This is a genomic window from Pseudogracilibacillus sp. ICA-222130 (assembly GCF_037892545.1).
GTDB lineage: Bacteria > Bacillota > Bacilli > Bacillales > Amphibacillaceae > Pseudogracilibacillus.
Genome location: NZ_JBBKBG010000006.1, coordinates 16,567 through 36,228, shown reverse-complemented (window position 1 = coordinate 36,228; position 19,662 = coordinate 16,567). Strand labels below are relative to the sequence as shown.

Annotated in this window: 23 protein-coding genes; 2 read left to right on the top strand and 21 right to left on the bottom strand. The window is 34.5% G+C overall.

The window, feature by feature from the left end; genetic code table 11:
* Positions 1-41 precede the first annotated feature (41 nt).
* Positions 42-863, top strand: a complete 822-nt coding sequence (locus tag WKT09_RS04690) for a MerR family transcriptional regulator (RefSeq protein ID WP_340414933.1) — start codon at positions 42-44, stop codon at positions 861-863.
* A 209-nt stretch (positions 864-1,072) separates the two neighbouring features.
* Complete coding sequence (locus tag WKT09_RS04685) at positions 1,073-1,945, top strand: alpha/beta hydrolase (RefSeq protein ID WP_340414932.1); 873 nt, start codon at positions 1,073-1,075, stop codon at positions 1,943-1,945.
* A gap of 241 nt (positions 1,946-2,186) precedes the next feature.
* On the opposite strand, the gene WKT09_RS04680 is transcribed toward WKT09_RS04685, so the two are convergent.
* From WKT09_RS04680 to WKT09_RS04575, 21 genes are all read right to left on the bottom strand, one after another.
* Positions 2,187-2,657, bottom strand: coding sequence for a nucleoside deaminase (locus WKT09_RS04680; RefSeq protein WP_340414931.1), 471 nt, complete (start codon positions 2,655-2,657; stop codon positions 2,187-2,189).
* A 94-nt stretch (positions 2,658-2,751) separates the two neighbouring features.
* A complete protein-coding gene (locus WKT09_RS04675; protein WP_340414930.1) occupies positions 2,752-3,198 on the bottom strand; it encodes a DUF3995 domain-containing protein in 447 nt (148 codons plus the stop codon).
* 61 nt (positions 3,199-3,259) lie between these two features.
* Positions 3,260-3,685 (bottom strand): NUDIX hydrolase, encoded by a 426-nt coding sequence (locus WKT09_RS04670; protein ID WP_340414977.1) that lies wholly within the window; start codon positions 3,683-3,685, stop codon positions 3,260-3,262.
* Between the two features lie 141 nt (positions 3,686-3,826).
* Positions 3,827-4,273 carry a GNAT family N-acetyltransferase gene (locus tag WKT09_RS04665; protein WP_340414929.1) on the bottom strand — a complete coding sequence of 149 codons (447 nt, stop codon included), beginning with the start codon at positions 4,271-4,273 and terminating at the stop codon, positions 3,827-3,829.
* A 75-nt stretch (positions 4,274-4,348) separates the two neighbouring features.
* A complete protein-coding gene (locus WKT09_RS04660; RefSeq protein WP_340414928.1) occupies positions 4,349-5,053 on the bottom strand; it encodes a DUF2306 domain-containing protein in 705 nt (234 codons plus the stop codon).
* Positions 5,054-5,069: 16 nt separating this feature from the next.
* Positions 5,070-5,630: a dihydrofolate reductase family protein gene (locus WKT09_RS04655; RefSeq protein WP_340414927.1), complete on the bottom strand. Its 561-nt coding sequence runs from the start codon at positions 5,628-5,630 to the stop codon at positions 5,070-5,072.
* A 903-nt stretch (positions 5,631-6,533) separates the two neighbouring features.
* Entirely contained in the window at positions 6,534-7,373 is an 840-nt protein-coding gene (locus WKT09_RS04650) for a WD40/YVTN/BNR-like repeat-containing protein (protein ID WP_340414976.1), read from the bottom strand.
* Between the two features lie 482 nt (positions 7,374-7,855).
* Positions 7,856-8,977, bottom strand: coding sequence for a hypothetical protein (locus WKT09_RS04645; protein WP_340414926.1), 1,122 nt, complete (start codon positions 8,975-8,977; stop codon positions 7,856-7,858).
* Between the two features lie 412 nt (positions 8,978-9,389).
* Positions 9,390-9,998 (bottom strand): transglutaminase-like domain-containing protein, encoded by a 609-nt coding sequence (locus WKT09_RS04640; RefSeq protein ID WP_340414925.1) that lies wholly within the window; start codon positions 9,996-9,998, stop codon positions 9,390-9,392.
* Between the two features lie 153 nt (positions 9,999-10,151).
* On the bottom strand, positions 10,152-10,499 hold the full coding sequence (locus WKT09_RS04635; RefSeq protein WP_340414924.1) for a DUF3221 domain-containing protein: 348 nt from the start codon (positions 10,497-10,499) through the stop codon (positions 10,152-10,154).
* 385 nt (positions 10,500-10,884) lie between these two features.
* A complete protein-coding gene (locus WKT09_RS04630; protein ID WP_340414923.1) occupies positions 10,885-11,172 on the bottom strand; it encodes a hypothetical protein in 288 nt (95 codons plus the stop codon).
* A gap of 695 nt (positions 11,173-11,867) precedes the next feature.
* Positions 11,868-12,848, bottom strand: coding sequence for an aliphatic sulfonate ABC transporter substrate-binding protein (locus WKT09_RS04620; RefSeq protein WP_340414922.1), 981 nt, complete (start codon positions 12,846-12,848; stop codon positions 11,868-11,870).
* Between the two features lie 18 nt (positions 12,849-12,866).
* A complete protein-coding gene (locus tag WKT09_RS04615) occupies positions 12,867-13,619 on the bottom strand; it encodes an ABC transporter permease (protein WP_340414921.1) in 753 nt (250 codons plus the stop codon).
* Complete coding sequence (locus tag WKT09_RS04610) at positions 13,552-14,391, bottom strand: ABC transporter ATP-binding protein (protein ID WP_340414920.1); 840 nt, start codon at positions 14,389-14,391, stop codon at positions 13,552-13,554. The genes WKT09_RS04615 and WKT09_RS04610 overlap by 68 nt, the downstream gene beginning before the upstream one ends.
* Positions 14,392-14,539: 148 nt before the next feature.
* Complete coding sequence (gene cysK, locus WKT09_RS04605; RefSeq protein WP_340414919.1) at positions 14,540-15,469, bottom strand: cysteine synthase A; 930 nt, start codon at positions 15,467-15,469, stop codon at positions 14,540-14,542.
* A 238-nt stretch (positions 15,470-15,707) separates the two neighbouring features.
* A complete protein-coding gene (locus tag WKT09_RS13785; protein ID WP_445323980.1) occupies positions 15,708-16,100 on the bottom strand; it encodes a hypothetical protein in 393 nt (130 codons plus the stop codon).
* Between the two features lie 128 nt (positions 16,101-16,228).
* Complete coding sequence (locus WKT09_RS04595; RefSeq protein ID WP_445323982.1) at positions 16,229-16,546, bottom strand: ISL3 family transposase; 318 nt, start codon at positions 16,544-16,546, stop codon at positions 16,229-16,231.
* 259 nt (positions 16,547-16,805) lie between these two features.
* Positions 16,806-17,264: a DUF3278 domain-containing protein gene (locus WKT09_RS04590; protein WP_340414917.1), complete on the bottom strand. Its 459-nt coding sequence runs from the start codon at positions 17,262-17,264 to the stop codon at positions 16,806-16,808.
* A 39-nt stretch (positions 17,265-17,303) separates the two neighbouring features.
* Complete coding sequence (locus tag WKT09_RS04585) at positions 17,304-17,672, bottom strand: DNA adenine methylase (protein ID WP_340414916.1); 369 nt, start codon at positions 17,670-17,672, stop codon at positions 17,304-17,306.
* A 471-nt stretch (positions 17,673-18,143) separates the two neighbouring features.
* Positions 18,144-19,352 carry a tyrosine-type recombinase/integrase gene (locus WKT09_RS04580; protein ID WP_340414915.1) on the bottom strand — a complete coding sequence of 403 codons (1,209 nt, stop codon included), beginning with the start codon at positions 19,350-19,352 and terminating at the stop codon, positions 18,144-18,146.
* Positions 19,339-19,551, bottom strand: a complete 213-nt coding sequence (locus tag WKT09_RS04575) for a DUF3173 domain-containing protein (protein ID WP_340414914.1) — start codon at positions 19,549-19,551, stop codon at positions 19,339-19,341. The genes WKT09_RS04580 and WKT09_RS04575 overlap by 14 nt, the downstream gene beginning before the upstream one ends.
* Positions 19,552-19,662: the final 111 nt, after the last annotated feature.

The window sequence follows — 19,662 nt, the reverse complement described above, 5'->3', positions numbered from 1 at the left end:
GTATATGGTTACCGTATAGTCAAGAAGAAAGGAGTGATGAAATGGGATCTACACAAAAGCTTTTTTCGACAGGAGAATTTGCATACTTGTGTGGTGTAAAAAAGCAAACACTTTTTCATTATGATGATATTGGTCTTTTGAATCCGGCATATAAAAACGAAAATGGATATCGCTATTATTCTGTTCAACAAGCAGAGATTTTTAGCGTGATTGAAATGCTAAAAGAAATTGGGATGTCTTTAGCAGAAATTAAAGATTTTTTACATTTTCAAACCCCGGAGGAAACGATCGCATTATTAACGGAAAAAGAAGCAATGATGGAAAAGAAAATTGAAAACATGAAACGTACACAGCAAATGATACAAAACAAGAAAAAGCATATTGCTGAAGCATTACAATTTAATTTTGATTGCTTTTCAATAGAAAAAATGGGAATAGAATACTTTGTGTTAAGTGAAAGTACGTTAAACTGTTCGGATAAAGAATTTTCAAGCTCCATTATGTCGTTTATTAAATATACAAAAGAGGAAGAACTTGATACTGGTTATCCTATCGGAGGGTTGATTCGTCAAGAACAGGTAGAAAACGAAGATTATTTGAATTATTCGCATGCTTATATGCGTGTGGACCGATCAGATTTACCAAATCTTTTTATTAAAAAAGCCGGGAAATATGTAGTTGGCTATCATAAAGGAAGTTATGTGACGATTCACGAAACCTATAAAAAAATGAAAACTTATTTACATACAGAAGGGTATCGTATTTGTGGGGATAGTTTTGAGGAATATGTCATTGATGGAGCAAGCGCTGGTGGGGAAAATAATTACGTAACAAAAATAATGATATTAGTGGAAGAAAAATAAGCGAATTACTCCTTATAATGGTAATAACTTAAGGACTGAAGAAGTATCTTCCATCACTATAGAGTCCACTCAAAAATAGGATGCTATTTATAATGAAGTTATTGAAAAAATTCCCGACTTGGTTGAAGGTTCATATCTGATTAAGCAAAACACTTCTAAACGAAATATGTAAACAGGAAGGAAGAAATTAATTTATGGGAAGATTACATTTGGCATATTTACAGAAATTGGCTAAGAAAATAGATGAGAAGACGAAGGAGCATATCGCCGGACAGGCGGACGTGCATGGTGTGAAGGAAATTATCGATATACCATACATAGATGATGGAAAAGAAAGTCATCTTCTTGATATTTATTATCCAGAAAACAATACTGAGAAACTGAATGTCATTATCAACATTCATGGTGGTGGATTTATATGCGGATCGAAAGAAGTGAACAGGATATTTAATAAATACATGGCAAAACGTGGGTTTATTGTTGCAAGTGTAAATTACTCACTTATTGATGGGAAAGTACGTTTTAAAGATATGATTTCTGATCTGTTTGCAGCAATTCACTGGGTATACAACAATATTAGCGATTATAATGGAAATAAAGACCATATTTATCTTTACGGTGACAGTGCTGGGGCTACGTTGACGTTGATGGTTGCGAATATAGTAAATAGTGAGGAACTGTTGGATGCGTATGCAGTAAAGGCATTTCCATTTAAGCAGTTTAAAGCTCTTGCCGTTATTTCGCCTTCCATTGGATCAATGAATCCCATGGGTTACCTTGTGGCCCCAACTTACCGTGAGTTTTTAGGGGACGACTATGGGAAGAAAAAGTATGCCCTCTATTTTCCAGATGTTTTAGTGCCTGAAAACTATCCTCCTGTATATATATTGACTGCTAAAGGGGATTTTTTAAGAAAAGACGCACATAAATTAGAAAAATTACTTTCTGAGCACAATATTCCATGTGAACTGACTGATAGGGAAGAAAAACTAGGGCACACATTTTGTTTCCGGGATCCATATCTTCAGGAGAGCGTAGAAGCGGCAGATGCGATTGAACGTTTTTTCAGAAAGACGTTTTGATATGGTAAGGTAGAAAATATGTTAAGTTTATTACTTATTTACAAATTGTATTTGTAAATCATATATCCATAAGTGGGATTAAAACAGGAAAAATGATGCTGTCTCCAACATGACAACGTATGATGTTCATATTGTTTAAAAGGGATATAAAAAAGAAGTACCTCACCAAATCTTATATAATGGTAATACCAAAAGATTGGACAGGAACTCCTCATTAAACGATAACCAAGTTTATTTAGTATTATTCCTTACCTGAAAAGTAATTTTCTAAAATTTGAACACCCTTTTCACGAAGAATTCCTCCAGTAACTGAAGGGGCCCAAACAGAATGTTGGAATACTAAAGAGCTTGGAAATCCCTCTTTTTCTCCTAAAATCTTATCTAGGTCTTTTGCATAAGCACTAAATACTAAACGACCTAATTTAGACCATACCATTGCTCCTGAACACATGAAGCAAGGCTCGCAACTAGAATAAAGAGTATACTCTGAAAGATCCGATATCTTATTTTCCTGACAGAACCTACGGATAAGTCCATGTTCTGCATGAAAAGTTGGATCGCTCATCGTATGAATTTGATTTTCATTTGTAAAGACAATCGTATCATCTTTTACTAATACTGCACCAAAAGGCTCATTACCTTGTTTTTTAGATAATTCAGCTAAAGATATTGCTTTCTGCATGAATTGTTCATCTTTCTTTTTTACATCCAAAAAAATCACTCCTTCATCCTTTAGTATACAATACCATCAGTAAAGTTCACAAATTAACAGAGAAGTGGACAAGCCTGGTTAGCCCTAAATTTCCTCATCTTTTAACAGAGAAAAAATAAAAGACGCCACCTATCATCCAAAACGGTTCCCAAAAAGAAAGTCTCCACCATACGGCATATGGTTCTAAATCAAAATCTAAAATATGGAACTGGCTTAATGTGATCGTAATGAAATTAAGAAACCCATAAAGGAATAGTAAAACCCCTACACACTTTACTACATAAAATAACAATTGATTCAGTATTGGTTTCTTCCATTGAATAAGGAGCAGTGACAATAATAAAAATCCAAGTAATTTAATGACACCTGTCAACCACAAAATAACGATAAAAGAGTGAGATGGATTGATTGCCATCTCATAAATGGCGCCACCAAGAGATCGTGCACCAATGAGACCACCCATTGCCCAATAAAAGCTCATACCTGCAAAAATAATAGTCCAGCCCATGCCGAGTCCAATCATCCAATAATTTCTCTTCAAAATATCGCCCCTATCCATCTGTCATCTATGATTCAATTAATAGATAAGTTGTATCTAAATACTAACCAAAAATTACATTTAAATAATCTCCATGTCCACGAACAAGTTCCACTTCATCTTTGGAAGAAATCCAAAAGTAATGAAATGTTAATCCTTCTTCATTTCCACCACCTGTTGGTTCGTAATCCCATCTATCTGGAGCATTCGATATATTTATTTGGTAAAAATATCTGTGGTGGATAACATGATCATCATTTCTCCAGTAGTCTTCGGCTATTAAATTGTTCACCTTAAAATCTTTCAGTCCTGTTTCTTCTTTAACTTCTCTAATAACTGCATGATAAGTGCTCTCTTTAGATTCTACAGTTCCTTTAGGTATCTGGATACCAGCCTTTGGATTCGAATGACGGAAAACCAAGATTTCTACTTTGCCTTTTCTAATTCTTGTAATATATCCATACACTTTTTTTATTGGCAGCAATCCCATCTCTCCTTCATCTAACATTTATCTAATATTTCAACTTCCTTACAATTATTTTTCCAGATATGATAGTGCGTATAATAACATTTGAAACTGTAAGTATACCAATTCTGTTGTAATCAAAATTCCTAAAATAAATCCCAACAATTAAAGACTGTAATGAAATTGACTTGTGTTAAAAGATTTGCCTCCTAATTTCTCATAAAATTGAACAGCATGGGCATCAGCTTCCTCCGCTTGAACAAATAATTCCTTTATTCCTCTTTTTCTACAAACAACAAATAATTCTTTCATCAATTTACTTCCAATGCCGCTTCGTTGATAACTATTTTGAACTGCTAAATCATAAACGTACATCACAGAATTTGGACTATCATATGACATCAGCTCGTAAGCAGTAATTCCTCCAATAATTTTATGATGCTGCAAAGCTACCAAACATACAAAATTTGGATTATTTAACAACTGCTTGATATTCCCCTGATTAACCTCATTTTCAGTCTCAAACACATCATGGAATAATACGACCAAATCATGAAATTCCTTTTCATTTCCTGACTGTAACTTTTTATAGATAACAGGATGATTATTCATTTATATCTCCTCCAAAATGTTAATAAGGAAAAAATTGTACTATTTTCATAGAAACATCAAGGATGTATGCATTGATTATTTTCTGTATGTGGAACGTTTTCCGTCCATTTTGTTTGTATAATAGGTAGTGAATCCAAGAATAAGCGGAACAAAAACAAGAATTGGTATGATCCAAACAACCAAACTTACAGATTCAATTTGAAGAAGTCTCGGTGCCCCAAAGACAGTAAAAGCGGTAACGGTTGCAATACAACATGAGAGCATTCCAATAATATGTTCCACTATCCAATGCGATCTCCTAGTTGGGACTGACAACCAATATTGTAATTGAATCCCACCCAAAAATACGCCAACAATCGGGAAAAATTTAAGTAATGGAAAATCTATTTTCCAGCCATAAATACTTATTGCGATACTAGAAATAAGTAATAAGATCGGGAATAATAGATCCACCATTTTCCTATGTGTTACCGTGCGCTTTTTATAACGAAGGACACGCAAGCCATACCATACAGCTCCTCCACTTAAAATAGCAATAAAAATTAGAAACCAAGAAAATGGAACATCCTCTGCATGAAAAGACGAATCAAAAGCAAGGCGATAAATCCCCATATATAATGCTGAAATAGATACAATACTCATAGCAACAACATATACCCAACCACTACGTCGATGCGTCTTTCTTCCTTTCTTCGTTACAATTGGAATCCAAAACACACACAGGGCCAAAAATCCTCCTATAATGTGCGACCACCGAGCAACCATAAACATAAACTCCATCGATTCTCCCCCCTGATTACTCTGACCCAAATGGCCGATAGATTAGTTGTACAACGCCTGAAGAAAACTTTCTAGTATGAATCATCTTAAGATTTAACCTCTGTTTTATGTCCGTAAATAAAGGCTTTCCCTCCCCTAAAATAACAGGGTGAACAGATAATCTAAATTCATCAACAAGCCCTAGATGGATAAAAGTGGTAATAAGACTTGCTCCACCATATAACCAGATGTCTTTACCTGGTTTATTCTTTAAACTTTCTACTTCTTCCGCAATATTATTACCTATAAAAAATTCCCCTTTTTGTGTTCTGGAAAAAACATACTTTTCTTTACTGTGTACTAACTCCCACATTTCTTTTTCAATATCCGTAGCATCATTTCCCAGGGTAAATTGACCCCATATGTCATAACTTTTTCTTCCATATAAAATAGTATCAATTTGATTCAAAAAATGAATAAATCCCATCTCAGAATCCATGATACACCAATCAACTTCTCCGTTCTTCCCCTCAATAAATCCATCTAACGTAACTGCCAAGTCTAAAATTACTCTTCTTTGTTTTGTGATATTTGTCATCCTTTTCCCGTCCTTTTATATGTTATTTTTTCCGACTGCACAACGTGAAACCTGCCAATGTTATTTTTAAACCAGCACTTCTACTGTTTCTATCTAACATATTGTTTAACGATACCTTTTCCTGCTACATAAACATTTTAGTCCATAAAAAGGAGCGAAGAGATACATATAAAACCATGAGGAAAAATAAAATACATAGCAAATTACGCCATTCTTTACTTTTTTTATGACTATGCATTACGATAAAAAGTTCCACCAAAATAGCAACAATGGTAATAATCAAACAAGATTCTATTGTAGGTGCAATAAAGAGAATGAGATATAACTTAAAAATAGGAAATGACATTAGTAGTATGGATATGAGTAGAAGCACGGGTGTCAATTTAAGCCATATTGATTTTTTAAAAACAGATAGTTGAAAAATACCAAAAAGAATAAAAGTTAGTATATATTGGATAGTATAGAAACTGGCCATTTCATAGTCCACCTTTATATTTTCCTCCTTCCTTCTATTCTTAAATTTGCGATGAATTAGTTTCGAGGAGAGTAGAGCGGCCCAGCGTCCCTGAGTTTTGATTTTTCACGATTTCGAGGACGGTAGAGCAGTCCAGCGTCCTTGAGATTCCATTTTTCTCGATTTCGGGGACGGTAGAGTGGCCCAGCGTCCCTGAGTTTCCAATTTTCCCGATTTCGAGGACGGTAGAGCTACCTAGCGTCCCTGAGATTCTAATTTTCGCGATTTCGAGGACGATAGAGCGGCCCAGCGTCCCTGAGTTTCCAATTTTCGCGATTTCAAGGACGGTAGAGCTATCCAGCGTCCCTGAGTTTCTAATTTTCGCAATTTCGGGGACGGTAGAGCGGCCAATAAAAACGATCCATTCGATTATGTTGTGCCATTTATCTCTATTCTACCTCCATTGATTGTACCTCTGTAGAAAAGTCCCACATTAAACCATTATCTTTTGATATAAACTTTCCTTTCACTTTCCCGCCTTTATAATCACCTTGAGGCCCTTGATTGACTAGAACAGCTAAATGGTCCCCCTCTTTAACCGGAAGCTCGGCCTGGACAAAAATTTTATCATACTTTTTTGGAATTGGGATGACTGCTTCACTCCATGTATTTCCACCATCTTGTGTCACATATAAGTCCGGTTCTTCAGGATTAATCGTTCCAAATGACATAAACCCAGTGTTTTCATCAACAAATCCCCCATCTACAAGTAATCTCGTGTTACCAGGTTCAGATGTTTCCTCCCAAGTTTTCCCTCCATCATGCGTCAAAAAGGAAAGAGAATATTCTTGAGACATCGTTCTGTCACCAGAAAGAATTACATATCCAAATTGATTATTTAAGAAAGCTATTTTTCTAAAACGCATAAATGGGAAAGACTCCGCCACAACTCCTTTTTGCCATGTTTCCCCTTGGTCGTTAGAATATTTTATTACTATTTTATTTGTCTCGTCTGTATCATCGGAATATAAGAAGGCAACCTTTTTTTCGGTAAGTATATAGCTACCAACAATCAACTCTTGTCTGTTTCCCGTGTACTCACCTGAAAATAATGAATCTTTTTCAACCGGAACTTTTATCCAATCACTTCCATGATTGAATGTGATATGCAACTCATTGTTTTGTAATGTATAACCTACCGCGTCATTATTTACTGGTTGTAGTTCAGGTTCATCGGATGAATTATTTTCTTGCGTTTCATTTTGTTCAGGCTCTTTTGACAAAGTCATCCTCTCTTGATTCTGGTAAAAATATACACTTATGAATAGAACAACAGTTATAACAATGGATGAACAAAAAATAATTTTTTTCATATGAAAGACTCCTTATCTTTAATCAGTGATGAAAGATTTGTCGTACGATATAGGTCTATCGCTACTATCTCACATCGTATTTTTGTTTCCACAGTACTCTACATGTTCCATATATTTAGATAACGTCAATGCTAAAAAACCTTTTATCGAATTTGAACATACTTATAGAAAAACCGTTCACAAATATTTCCTAGATTTAATTCAATTTTACAATATAAATAAAAAAAAGTGGAAACAATTTTTTGGGTGTATATTACCTTCCCCCGATAGAATATTGGTAGAGTGAAATAGACTTCATTAAAAAAGAGCTAAATTCCACAAGATTTAGCTCGATTTCTCATTGCATTTTATCCCTTATAACATTTTATAAAAATATAATATCTCATCTAATATACAATTTAAGGAAACTCTATTTGCGCACCTTCTTTTACAAATTCAAAAAAATCGTCCACATCTCTATCTCCACCAATAACATCTTTCATTTCATCTTTACCAACTTTTCTATATGTCACATCGCCTATTTTAATTTCTCCCTCATTTTTGACATCAATCGTAAAAGTTTCCGTACCAGATCCTTGACCGTATACAACTTTATTTTCTACATCTGCTTCTGTTAAAGATATTTCCGAATAGTACATCGTATCAGATTGTGTGATACCCCATATATACTCTGTCTCTGTTAACTTCATTACTTGTGCTCCAACCTTATGATTTCCATCAATTCCATAAGTAGTCCAGTAACCATATATATTTTGAATCATAGCAGCTTCCTTTTCCTTTGCTTCTGCCATTGCTACTTGTTTTTCATGTGCTTTATTTAATTCTTCTTTCTGTGTATCAAGATTCTTTTTTAATGTTTGTAAACTATCATGCTCAAAGTCTTTCTTTAAAACTTGATCAATTACTTTTATGCCCTCTTCATAATTTTTCTCTTTTTCTAACGACTTGGCCTTTTCAAGTGCATCTTCCGCTTCTTTTTTCGTCGTTTTTAATATGTTAACTTCGCTCTTTAATGTTTCCATATCCTTAGTAAGAGTCGAAAAATAATTATGACTAAGATCCTCTTCTTCCATCGATTCGATTAAAGTTAAGGCTTCGTCAAGTTTTCCTTCTTTACTTTTTTCATTCGCTTCTGCAAGCGTACCTTCCATATCTTCATACGTAACTTCCATACCTTCAATCAGTTCTATTTCCCCTTTTGCACGGTCTACAAGTTCCGTCAATCCATCCTCTTTATCTATCACTTCCGAATATAACTCTTTTGATTCCTTTAAGTTATCTTCAAATGCTTCCGTCGCACTCATAAATGTTTCGGTTTGTTCTAAATATGTATTAGCAGTTTCATCGTCTTCTTTTTCTTCTAATGCTTTTTCAAAATAAATTGTTGCCTCTTTGTATTCTTCCTCCATAACTGCACTTTCTCCCTTTTCCATTGCTTCCTCATATTCCTTATTCGTACAGGCAGTTACCAATAAAGTCATAATAAGAAGCATAAACATACATCCCCTTTTTTTCAGCATCGGCATTTTCCTCCCTATATATTTGCCCCACTCTCAACTTCCATATAAGAATGGAAAATATTTACAACATATATTAACAAATTTTTAGGAAAATTTCCTCATTTTATAAAACAACATATTTTATGCCTAGTTTGATTTATATGTTAAGGACACTGTCGATTGTTTAAGAAGGTACAGTTTCGTTTAATTAGCGGAAATTAATCTTTGCGAGCTAAATAGACGATTGGATATCAGACTTGTTATTTTTTGAAAGTGATTTATTTAATCGTCAGGAGTTTACTACAATATTTCTATTGAAGTGGTTCAGTTTTCAAATGCGATGGTGGTTCAATGTTAGATTTTTTATAATTCTTACCTAGTATCTTGTTTATCTCACGATCGCATCCATTAATGGAATCATTAATATAAATATCTATAAAGACTCTGGCAAGTGATATTTATACATTTGGAGTGCATTCGTATAATTTTTTAAAGTTGAAATTGTTTTATGATGAGGTTTTACGTAGATGGTTGGATAATCCTTCTCATCAAGTTCTTCTTGAATAGTAAAAGCTAATTTCTCTTCATCAATTGAAAATTGAGCGTCAATACCAGGTTTATTTCCACGAGCGTCCAATCGAATCCACTTATCAATTGATTCAAGAAAGACTGCATTTAAAGCGTGAATACAATATCCCTTTTCAGGTGTATCAAATAATAACAGCCGTTGATAGCAAAACCCTGTTGGGACTCCCACTGAACGAAGAAGAGCTGCTAAAAGATTTGATTTCGCATAACAAATCCCTTCTCTTGTAGATAAAACTTCAGATGCATGACAAGTAACTTGTGTGCCCTGAATATCCCACGAATGATAGATTTCATCCCTTACAAACTCAAAAACAATTTTCGCCTTTTCAATATCTGTTTGTGATGCATTAAAAAGTTCAGATACCTTTTCTTTAATAACTGGATTAGAATAATCTACTTCATTTAATTCAGTTAAGTATTTACTCAATTCATTACTCTCACAAATCAATTCCATCTGTTTATTCTCTCCTCTACTTTAATGCGACAATCTAGCCCGTTTCTTACAAAAAACTGTTAAGTAATAGTTTAAACCCAACTAAATAATGAAACCAGTTGGGTGAGAGCATTTATATCTTATTAAATTATCGGTAGTCACTGCCATCGGGCACTATTCTTTAACTGAGATTTTTTTAGCTTTGGCTTTTTCAGGATATGATTCCATTATGTCTCCATCAATCCAGACTTCAACTTTATCACCTTTACTTAATCCACCTGTATCTTTATAAGTCAGGTCAATCAAACCACGGTATGTATTTCCTTGTACATCCTCGTTTTGTATATCTGACACGGGGATGTTTTCAATTTCCTCGTATTCTTCTGATGAAAGTTCTGTTGCAAGTTTTATTCCATGTTCATTTACTTCCAGAATAATCCCTTCAATACTTGGTTTACTACAACCTACGAGTGAGAGACTTAGTAATATAATCGTAAATGCGGTACTGAATAACCTTTTCATATAAATCCTCCTCGTATATTATTATTAATAACAGTATATCAAAGAAACTATTTTTTATTTCATTTAATTCTAAAAGCACCTTCATATAGAAGATGCTTTTTAGAACAACTATTACATATTTTTTCTTGGTAGGGTTTTTGGTAGGGAGCTATATCTTTTTTATACCTTTTTATTCATTATAAAACAAAAATGAAGAAGAAATTGAGACTTATATTAAACCAGAACTGAATGAATTACTTAAAACAAACTGAACATAAGTCAAGGTCAAGTTCCTGAGACAACATTTCTTACATACATCATCATCGTCAACATTACTCATATTTTAAATTGCTTCTTTATCTGTTTGCTATCTTTTAATAAATAGTCTCTCAATTCAAGTTCTATTTCAATCATCTGTAGCTTTTCCTAATGCTTCATTAAGGATGTCGTACATTTTAATGATACCATCATCGCTATCGCCATATAATCCTAAATCTATTGCTTCTACGATAGCTTCACGATAATGATAATTTTGTTTTTCCAATCGTTTCACGCGTTCAGCTTGTTCAACCAAATAACCGGCATGCTTCTCCATTAAATCTGTCGCATATTGTAAAGCCATCTCTTTGCTATCACAATCTTCATATTTATTCATTATATCCTTTATTTTTTTCAATTGTTCATCCTTGTTCATTTTCAAGACCTCTCTTATATGACCTACATAATAAAAGTAGAACTCTGCGTTTCAGATTTGAAGTATAATGTACATGTTTAAATAAACAAATAATTAATGATAGTTCTAAACTAAAAGGCAATTAGTTTATATCAAAATTTTTACCCAGATTGGATCATTGTGACGATATATCCCTATAAAACCATATAAAAAGATGCCTGTAAAGAAATAAACCATGATTCAAAATCTCCTAGTTAAAAACGGACTCACTACCTTCTATCGTTTTCCATATCATTATTTTAATTTTCAAATGATTTTATCTTCCTTACATTTATTAATATAAACATGGAGGTTAAAGCAATAAATAAGTTCATTAAAATCGGTAACGTTCCTGTCACAATTTCGTTGACATGATCTGTATTACTGAAGTTTGGCATTGGATGAGGTTCATATAGATCTAGTATACGTATCAAAAAGGTTAGGTCATGTGAATATACAAACAAAATTATTATCTTGAACTTATGCCGGAGAAAAAACATGAACAGGATAGTGTTGCTTTAGATTTATTAAATTCCTTATAAATAAAAAAGGTTCAAGCTGATTTGAACCATCTTGAACCAATTTCTATCTACAAACGTTGATATGACAAGGTCGTCTTATCGTTTTGAACATTAAACAAAGACATTATGTTTTTATTTCTTCCACTCTCATCCAGTTTATTTCAAACCTTCCAATATCGATAGGTCAATCAGTCCATCAATATCATCTGATGGAACATATTCTGCTTCTTTACTAATCGTAGCCATTTCTTGGATTACTTGTTCATTGACATCAATCGTCACTTCTAAACGATTGAAAGCTGCTTCCGCTTCTTTTTCATCAATTTCTTTTCCTGTTAAGTCTTTAATATGTCTAATAACTATTTCTTGTGCTTCTAGTGGATTTTCTTGAATAAACTCAACCGCCTTCTTATGTGCGGCAAGGTATGCTTCTGCTTTTTCTACGTCTTCAACGAACGTATCATGTGCTGCGACTACCGTGTTCGTGGACTCTTTCCCCCACGCGAACTCATCCCAATCAAGTAATAATTTCCCATCAGCTTGTGTTTCTAAAATATAACCCCAAGGCTCTTGTGTCGCTGCCGCATCAACTGACTTTTGGACAAATAATGTCGCTGTATCCGCTGGTGCTGCCGCATGTAATTCTACTGTTCCACCACTTGTCGTCGTTGCTAAATCTACATCTTGTAACGCTTTACGTAACATCACATCTTGCGTACTTCCAATGACTGGAATTGCCACTTTTTTCTCGTCTAAATCTTCTAAACTATCAACACCACTTTCTTCTTCCGCAATTAAAACCGCCCCACCATTTACTGCACCTGAAATGAGGTGATACTCTGGATTTTTGACGTAAAAGTTTAATAATGGTCCTGGTCCAACTGTTCCAACATCAATTTCTTTTGTCTGCATTGCTTCCATGAATAAGCCACCATTGGTAAATGTTTTCGTCGTAATATTGACATCATCTCCAAAACTCTCCGCGAAATAATCATTTTCTAGTGCAACAATTGTGGCAATATGTGTTAAGTTCGGGAAGTATCCAATAGTTACATCATCATCTTCCTTTGCTGAACAACCTGCCACCACCCCTACAACTAACAACGTTAAAATAAATGACCTAATCAATTTTCTCATTTTATTACTTCCTCTCGTTTATTGAATTCCCCATTTTTTCTGAACATTTTTCTCAAGTCGTAAAAACACGACATGGTCCATGATTGTACCGATAATTGCAATGATAATCATGATAGAAATGACCAAATCCATCTGGCCGAGTGCACGACCTGTTTCTAATAATTGTCCAAGTCCATCACTTGCACCAAGTAACTCCCCTGCCATCAGTGCGCGCCATGAGAATGCCCATGCTATCCTCATTCCTGATAATAATTGCGGCACAGATGACGGTATAATAACAGTTTTGATAAAATGCAAGCCACTTGAACCTAGTGTTCTAGCAACTTGCTGATATAAGACAGGCACATTTTTGAACCCGCTCGACGCACTAATCGTCATCGTCCAAGTCGCACCAATTGTAACGATAAATAGTATGGCAAAATCATTTAACCCAAACCAAATAATTGCAAGTGGAAACCAAACGATACTTGGAATTGACTGTAAAGCCGTAACGACAAAACCTAATGTGTCCTCGATAAATTTATATTTCCAAATAAGATAACCTAAAATGACACCAATAATCGTTGCCAAGGAAAATCCGATAAAAATTCTCCCTAAACTTTTTACGATGGCACCTGTAATCTGTCCTGTCACAAGTCCATTAAATAATGTAGAGAATATCTGTGTCAAACTAGGAAACATAAAATCTGGCAAACCCGATAATCTAGATGTTACTTCCCATACTATCGCTATGATCGCGATGAAGCTGATTCGTCTTAAAGCTGTAGTCACTGCCCATTTCCTCCTTCAACACTTTCTCAATTTCTGATTGTAATACGTCTAAAATTTGTTGCTCTATATGCATCGTAACAGAGTCTGGCATGATCCCATCTTTAGATGTTGGCACGGAAAATACCTTTTTCAAACGACCAGGACGCGTCGCAAATACGATGACTTCTTCTGATAATTGCACTGCTTCACGAATATTATGTGTGACAAAGAATATCGTCACCTTCGTGCGCTGCCAAATTTTAAGTAACTCATGATGCAGCACCATTCGTGTCTGTTCATCTAACGCTGAGAACGGTTCATCCATCAGTAAAATATCCGGTTCCATCACAAGTGCCCGTGCAATGGCGACACGTTGTTTCATTCCACCTGATAATTGATGGGGATAGGAATCGACATATTTACTCAAATGGACCATCTGTAAATATTCCAATGCTTTTTCCTCTGCCTTATCTTTACTCATCCCATTTAGTTTCAATCCATAAGTCACATTATCTAAAACCGTCATCCACGGAAATAAACCATCTGACTGAAACACGACAACCCTGTTTGGACCTGGCTTTGTCACTTGCTCATCATTCACATAAATCGCACCTTCATCTGCTTGATCAAGGCCAGCAATTAAATTTAACAAGGTTGATTTTCCACAGCCTGATGGCCCAACAATGGAAACAAAACTACCTTTCTCGATGTCTAAATTAATATTGTCTAATACTTTCATTTGTTCATTGTCTTTTAAAAAACTTTTGTGTACGTCTTTAATTTGTACATACATGTAAAAACCCTCCTTGTTCTGTAATCGTATGAAAATAGTTGGAATTAAGTGAAAAAATATATGTTTTAATTGGATATAGTATCCTACGTGTATGTGAAAATCTCCATGCCACGTAGGACTTTCAACTATTTCTTCTACTAACCAACCATCATTCCGAAAATAAATCAGATGATAAATACCTTTCCCCTGTATCTGGTGCGATGCAGACAACTGTCTGATCTGGCGACAATCTCTCCGCCACACGTAATGCCGCGAAGACTGATGCACCACTTGATGGACCAAGTAATAGCCCTTCTTCTTTTGCTAACACATGCACCGTTTCATATGCTTCATTGTCTTCTATTTTTATAATTTCATCGTAAATGTCCGTATTTAAAATGTCCGGAACAAACCCTGGACTTGTACCAACTAATTTATGTGACCCAGGTGCTCCTCCTGAAAGTACCGGTGATCCTGCTGGTTCGACGACATGTACCGTCAACCCGTCATAATACTCTTTCAACACTTCACCTGTACCTGTAATCGTTCCACCTGTTCCAGCTGTTCCGACAAAAGCAGCAAGTGTCTCGCCTTCTTCATCTAACGTAGAAATAATTTCTTTCGCTGTCGTTTGACGGTGAATTTCTGGATTCGCTTCATTTTCAAACTGCATCGGTATAAAGCTATTCGGAATGTCTTTCGCAATTTCTTCTGCCTTATGAATACAACCAGGCATTTTATCTTCACGTGGAGTTAACACAACTTCTGCGCCATAGGCTTTTAAAATATTAATACGTTCCGCTGTCGCATTGTCTGGCATGACGATGATCAATTTATATCCTTTCGCAGCCGCATTCATCGCTAGACCAATCCCTGTATTTCCTGACGTTGGTTCAATAATCGTTGCCCCAGGCTGTAAAACGCCCTGTTGTTCTGCAAGTTCAATCATATAATATGCAGCACGGTCCTTTACACTTCTACTTGGATTAAAATATTCTAATTTCACATACACACTTGCACCATTTTCAGGTTGGATGCGATTTAATTTTACAAGCGGTGTATTCCCAATTAATTCAGTAATACTATTTACAACCCTCATGTTGTTTCACTCCTCGTTTGCTTCGTTGATTTTGATTATAGCACAAGTTGTTTTTAAATACGACTATTTCAATGTGAATTAATGGCATTATGTAATTATCATTGATTAAAGCACACAGTTATTGAAATAGCCGTACCTTTTAAGCCCCATCATCATAAGCTATATTGACTAAATAATCCCTTTCCGCGCAACTCTACGAACAGCAAGGAGGGGTACCATTTGGACGACTCAAATAAATTCAAACACCACAGTATTTTAACGAAGCGAGAGCAAGAAGTATTTTAAAACTTCCAACTGCTTTAGCTCCACTGAATTGTGATTGGATTAAACTTGTGTTTCTTGGTGAGTATTGATGAAACTTTGACATAAAGGATAAATACTCTTTCATTTGTTCAGGTGATGTAAAATGCCCTTCAATCGCTTTTTCCTTTTTTTCTACCACCTGATTATCCTCCTTTTTTATCGGGAACATTTCTAAAACCTCTTTTGTTGAACTATCAATATAGTAAAAACAACGTTCGTCTTGATCGCTATACAAACCGACCAAACGAACGTTAGGAAAGCCAACATCTTCACCTATTTCTTCGGCATGTAAGACAAACTCACTTTCATCAATAACACGACCTATCAAACGATCACCTCATTTAAATAAAAAAAGACAAAAAAAACACGCTCCCAAAAAGGAAACGTGTTTTTTGATTATTAAATATTATTTTTTATAGCAACTGTAACGATGTTTCTGGTGGGGGCATGCCTAATTCACTTTATACAAAAAACTGCTAAATCAACGTTCCCAACCATCTTTTGGTAGGGTTTTTGGTAGGGAACCATATCTTTTTTAACGACATGGAATTTATCAATTACGATTTTGGCATGTGGTATCACTGTGTTAACAGCACTCTTATAAGGATTCCACATATCCATTGCTACAAATTCAATTTTATCAATATCTTGGCGCTTTGAGAGATAACTGATGACAGTATATTTATTGCGTTTACGTACGATGTCTATTATTGATTTGTTTTCAACATCTGTGATGACACAACGATAGTTTTTAAGCAAATGGACTTCATCAATACCAAGCCATTTAGGCGTTCTAAAATCAGTTTTAGCTTCAAGCTCATCAATGTAGTCATTAAAGATATTTCGTACAGTTTTCTCATCAACGCCAATCTCTTCTGCAACACTGGTAAACGTTTTTTTTAAGGCTTGCTTCTTGAATCCATTTAATTAGCCTAGTAACAGGAACGATTGACATCCATATCAGGGGATTAAGCATATTATTTAACAATTTATTCTTACCCCTGACACTTTCTCTTATTACTAATAATAAGTTTTATAACAATTCTCTATTCTTTTTATACGACTTCTTTAAGGAAATATAATCCACGAAAAATAAGACTAAGCCACCCATAATCGATACGGTTATTATTTCAAACCATTTACTGATGCTGTTAGGGAGCATAAAAACTGAGTATGCAAGGTTAAAAATAATGACAAATCCACATGATTTTATAATGAAAACTTTTAATTGCCTTTTATAAGCCTGTTCCGTAAAAATGTCTGTATACTCCATACCTGAAATGATATATCTTAAGAAAACGTAACCTATAAAGATCCAGATAGCTATAAATAACGAAAACTCTAAATCAATCTGAAGACTTGGGAATTTGTTAATAATGAATACACCGATTAAAAATAATAAGAGAATAACAGACCCTTCAGAAAAAATATATAAAGTCTTTTTCTCCCGATATTCATCATCTGGTAATAAAAACGACAACCAAGATTTCATTAATTCTCTACCTCCCAGAATAAATCATCTAAAGTTTTATTAATAAATAAGACGTGCTGCTTTTTCTACATCAGAACGTTCCTCATATCCCGGTTTTCTATCCCATTCACGAACTTCATAAAAGTGGTCTTCATTATTCTTTTCTTTATGTACTTTTAACGCTTCTATTAATTCAGAAACATTTCTCTGTATTACTTTATAAGTATTAATTAATTCTTCATTTCCATCATTAACAATTGCTTTTTTGGGTTGCTCGCTTAAAAATAAGGCACCCCCACCCAAAAAAGGTTCATAATAAGTTGAGTATCCATCATCAGGCATATATTCATAAATATCATCAAGTAGCTGACGCTTTCCACCAACCCATTTCACGAACGGTTTAATTAAAGTACTATTATTTCTTGCCATATTAAATCTTCCTTCCGTCTTCATCGGGATATTTCACCATAAAACGAACGCTTATTCTATATTTTAAAACAGGGTATCTTTTAAACCATTTCTTGTAACTTATACATTTTTTTAATGTGTAATCTATTTTAGCACATTTATTACATTTTCATATTATTTTGGTGGTCTTTATTGTGTATAGAAATGATATTCAATTTAAAAAATGGGAAAATACAAGAACACCTTAATAAACAAAATAAATTAAAAAATCCCTACCAAAAAATTTAGCTGGTAGGGTTTTTGGTAGGGAACTATATCTTTTTATACCTTTTTATTCATTTTTGATTAAATTAAATGCTGTTAAATAGGCATTCTCTCACCAAATCAAGTTAGCTTATTATTCCCACTCCAAGTTTGCAGGTGACGTCAAAACATCGTTACATCAACATTTATCACACCTTCAACTTATTTTGGCGGGGATTCTGGCGGAACTTATTTTTTTACTGCTTGGTTACCATTAAATGATATACCTGATTTTTCCGCTGTTCGTATATTAATGTTACCTGTCATCTCTTCCGCAATGAGTTCATCTACACCTGACCACATATGTGAATAATGCTTTAAGGTAATTTCTGGACTGGAATGTCCCATACGCTTTGACAAAATTAAAACAGAAACGTTAAATTCATTAATAAGATAGGATGCATGTGAATGTCGGAGCCCTTTAGCTTGAATACGATGAACATTTGCAAGTTTTGCATAACGTTGAATAATTCTGCCAATTGTTGATTTTATCATTGGTGTTCCATCATAACTAAAAATGAAATCGTCAATTCCTATTTTGGCTTGTCGTTCTTTCCATACTTTTAAAATCTCTATCGTATCATTATCTAAAGAGATGATTCGCTTTCCATCCTCTGTCTTTGTATAATTTTTCCTTTGCCAATTGCTCTTGTTTCGTAAATATAGGGAATGATGAACACGAAGTCGCTTGTTTTTAAAGTCTACATCTTCCCACCATAATGCTGTACCTTCATTGACACGAAGCCCAGTCATAAAATAAACCCATAACATCACAAAACATAAATGTTCATAAAAATCATCTAGACAAATAACTGATATAACCTTTTCAAATTCTTTCTTAGTCCAATAAGGAACAACTGCCTTTCCCTTTGGAATAGCTTTCACCTTTTTAGATACATTCATTTCTAGATATTGCATATCCACTGCCATATCTAAACTTTTACGAAACATACCAAATACTAAACTAGCATATGCTTGGGAATATCCAGCTCCTTTGTCTGAAAGTAGCCAAGTTCGATACCGTTGAACATCTTCTACAGTTAGAGAGCGAAGTTCTATGTTATAGAAACGATCTCTCATACTTTCTAACGTTCGTTTACGAACATAAAAAGTACTTTCTTCCACCTCTGTTTCATATGCAGGAATATATACAGTATCCATGAATTGGCCATATGTCATATGATAGTTCCCGTACCCGTTTGCTTTATGGTATTCATTTTTTACCCGTACCAATTCTTTATAGGCCTGTAACGCAGAAGTGAACTTTCTTCCTTGCTGATTCGTACGCCCCTTTTTCCGAAGACGTTTCCCAGTAATTCGATCTGTTCCTAACTCCGTTTCATAAAAATATTGCCCTTTATCATCGATATAAACTCCCACATATTTAGTTTTTGCCACGACTGCCTTCCTCCAATTCTAGTTCACAACCTAGAATCGATTCGACTGTCATTTTTGGTACACGCCCTAAGCGTTTATTATTATAAAATGGATACCCTTTTTGTACCATGATTTGTTTCGCTTGTCTAATAATTCGTATCGAAGTATATTTAGGATACCCAAGCTCAATTAAATCATCTTTTGTAATCAGTTCCTTCATAAACATATACCTCCCTTTTCTTAATAGAGGAATACATACTAAAAACAAAGGTACTTTAGTTCATTTCTTTTTGAAAATCAGACGACTGTTGGTACAGCTCCACGGGAATTT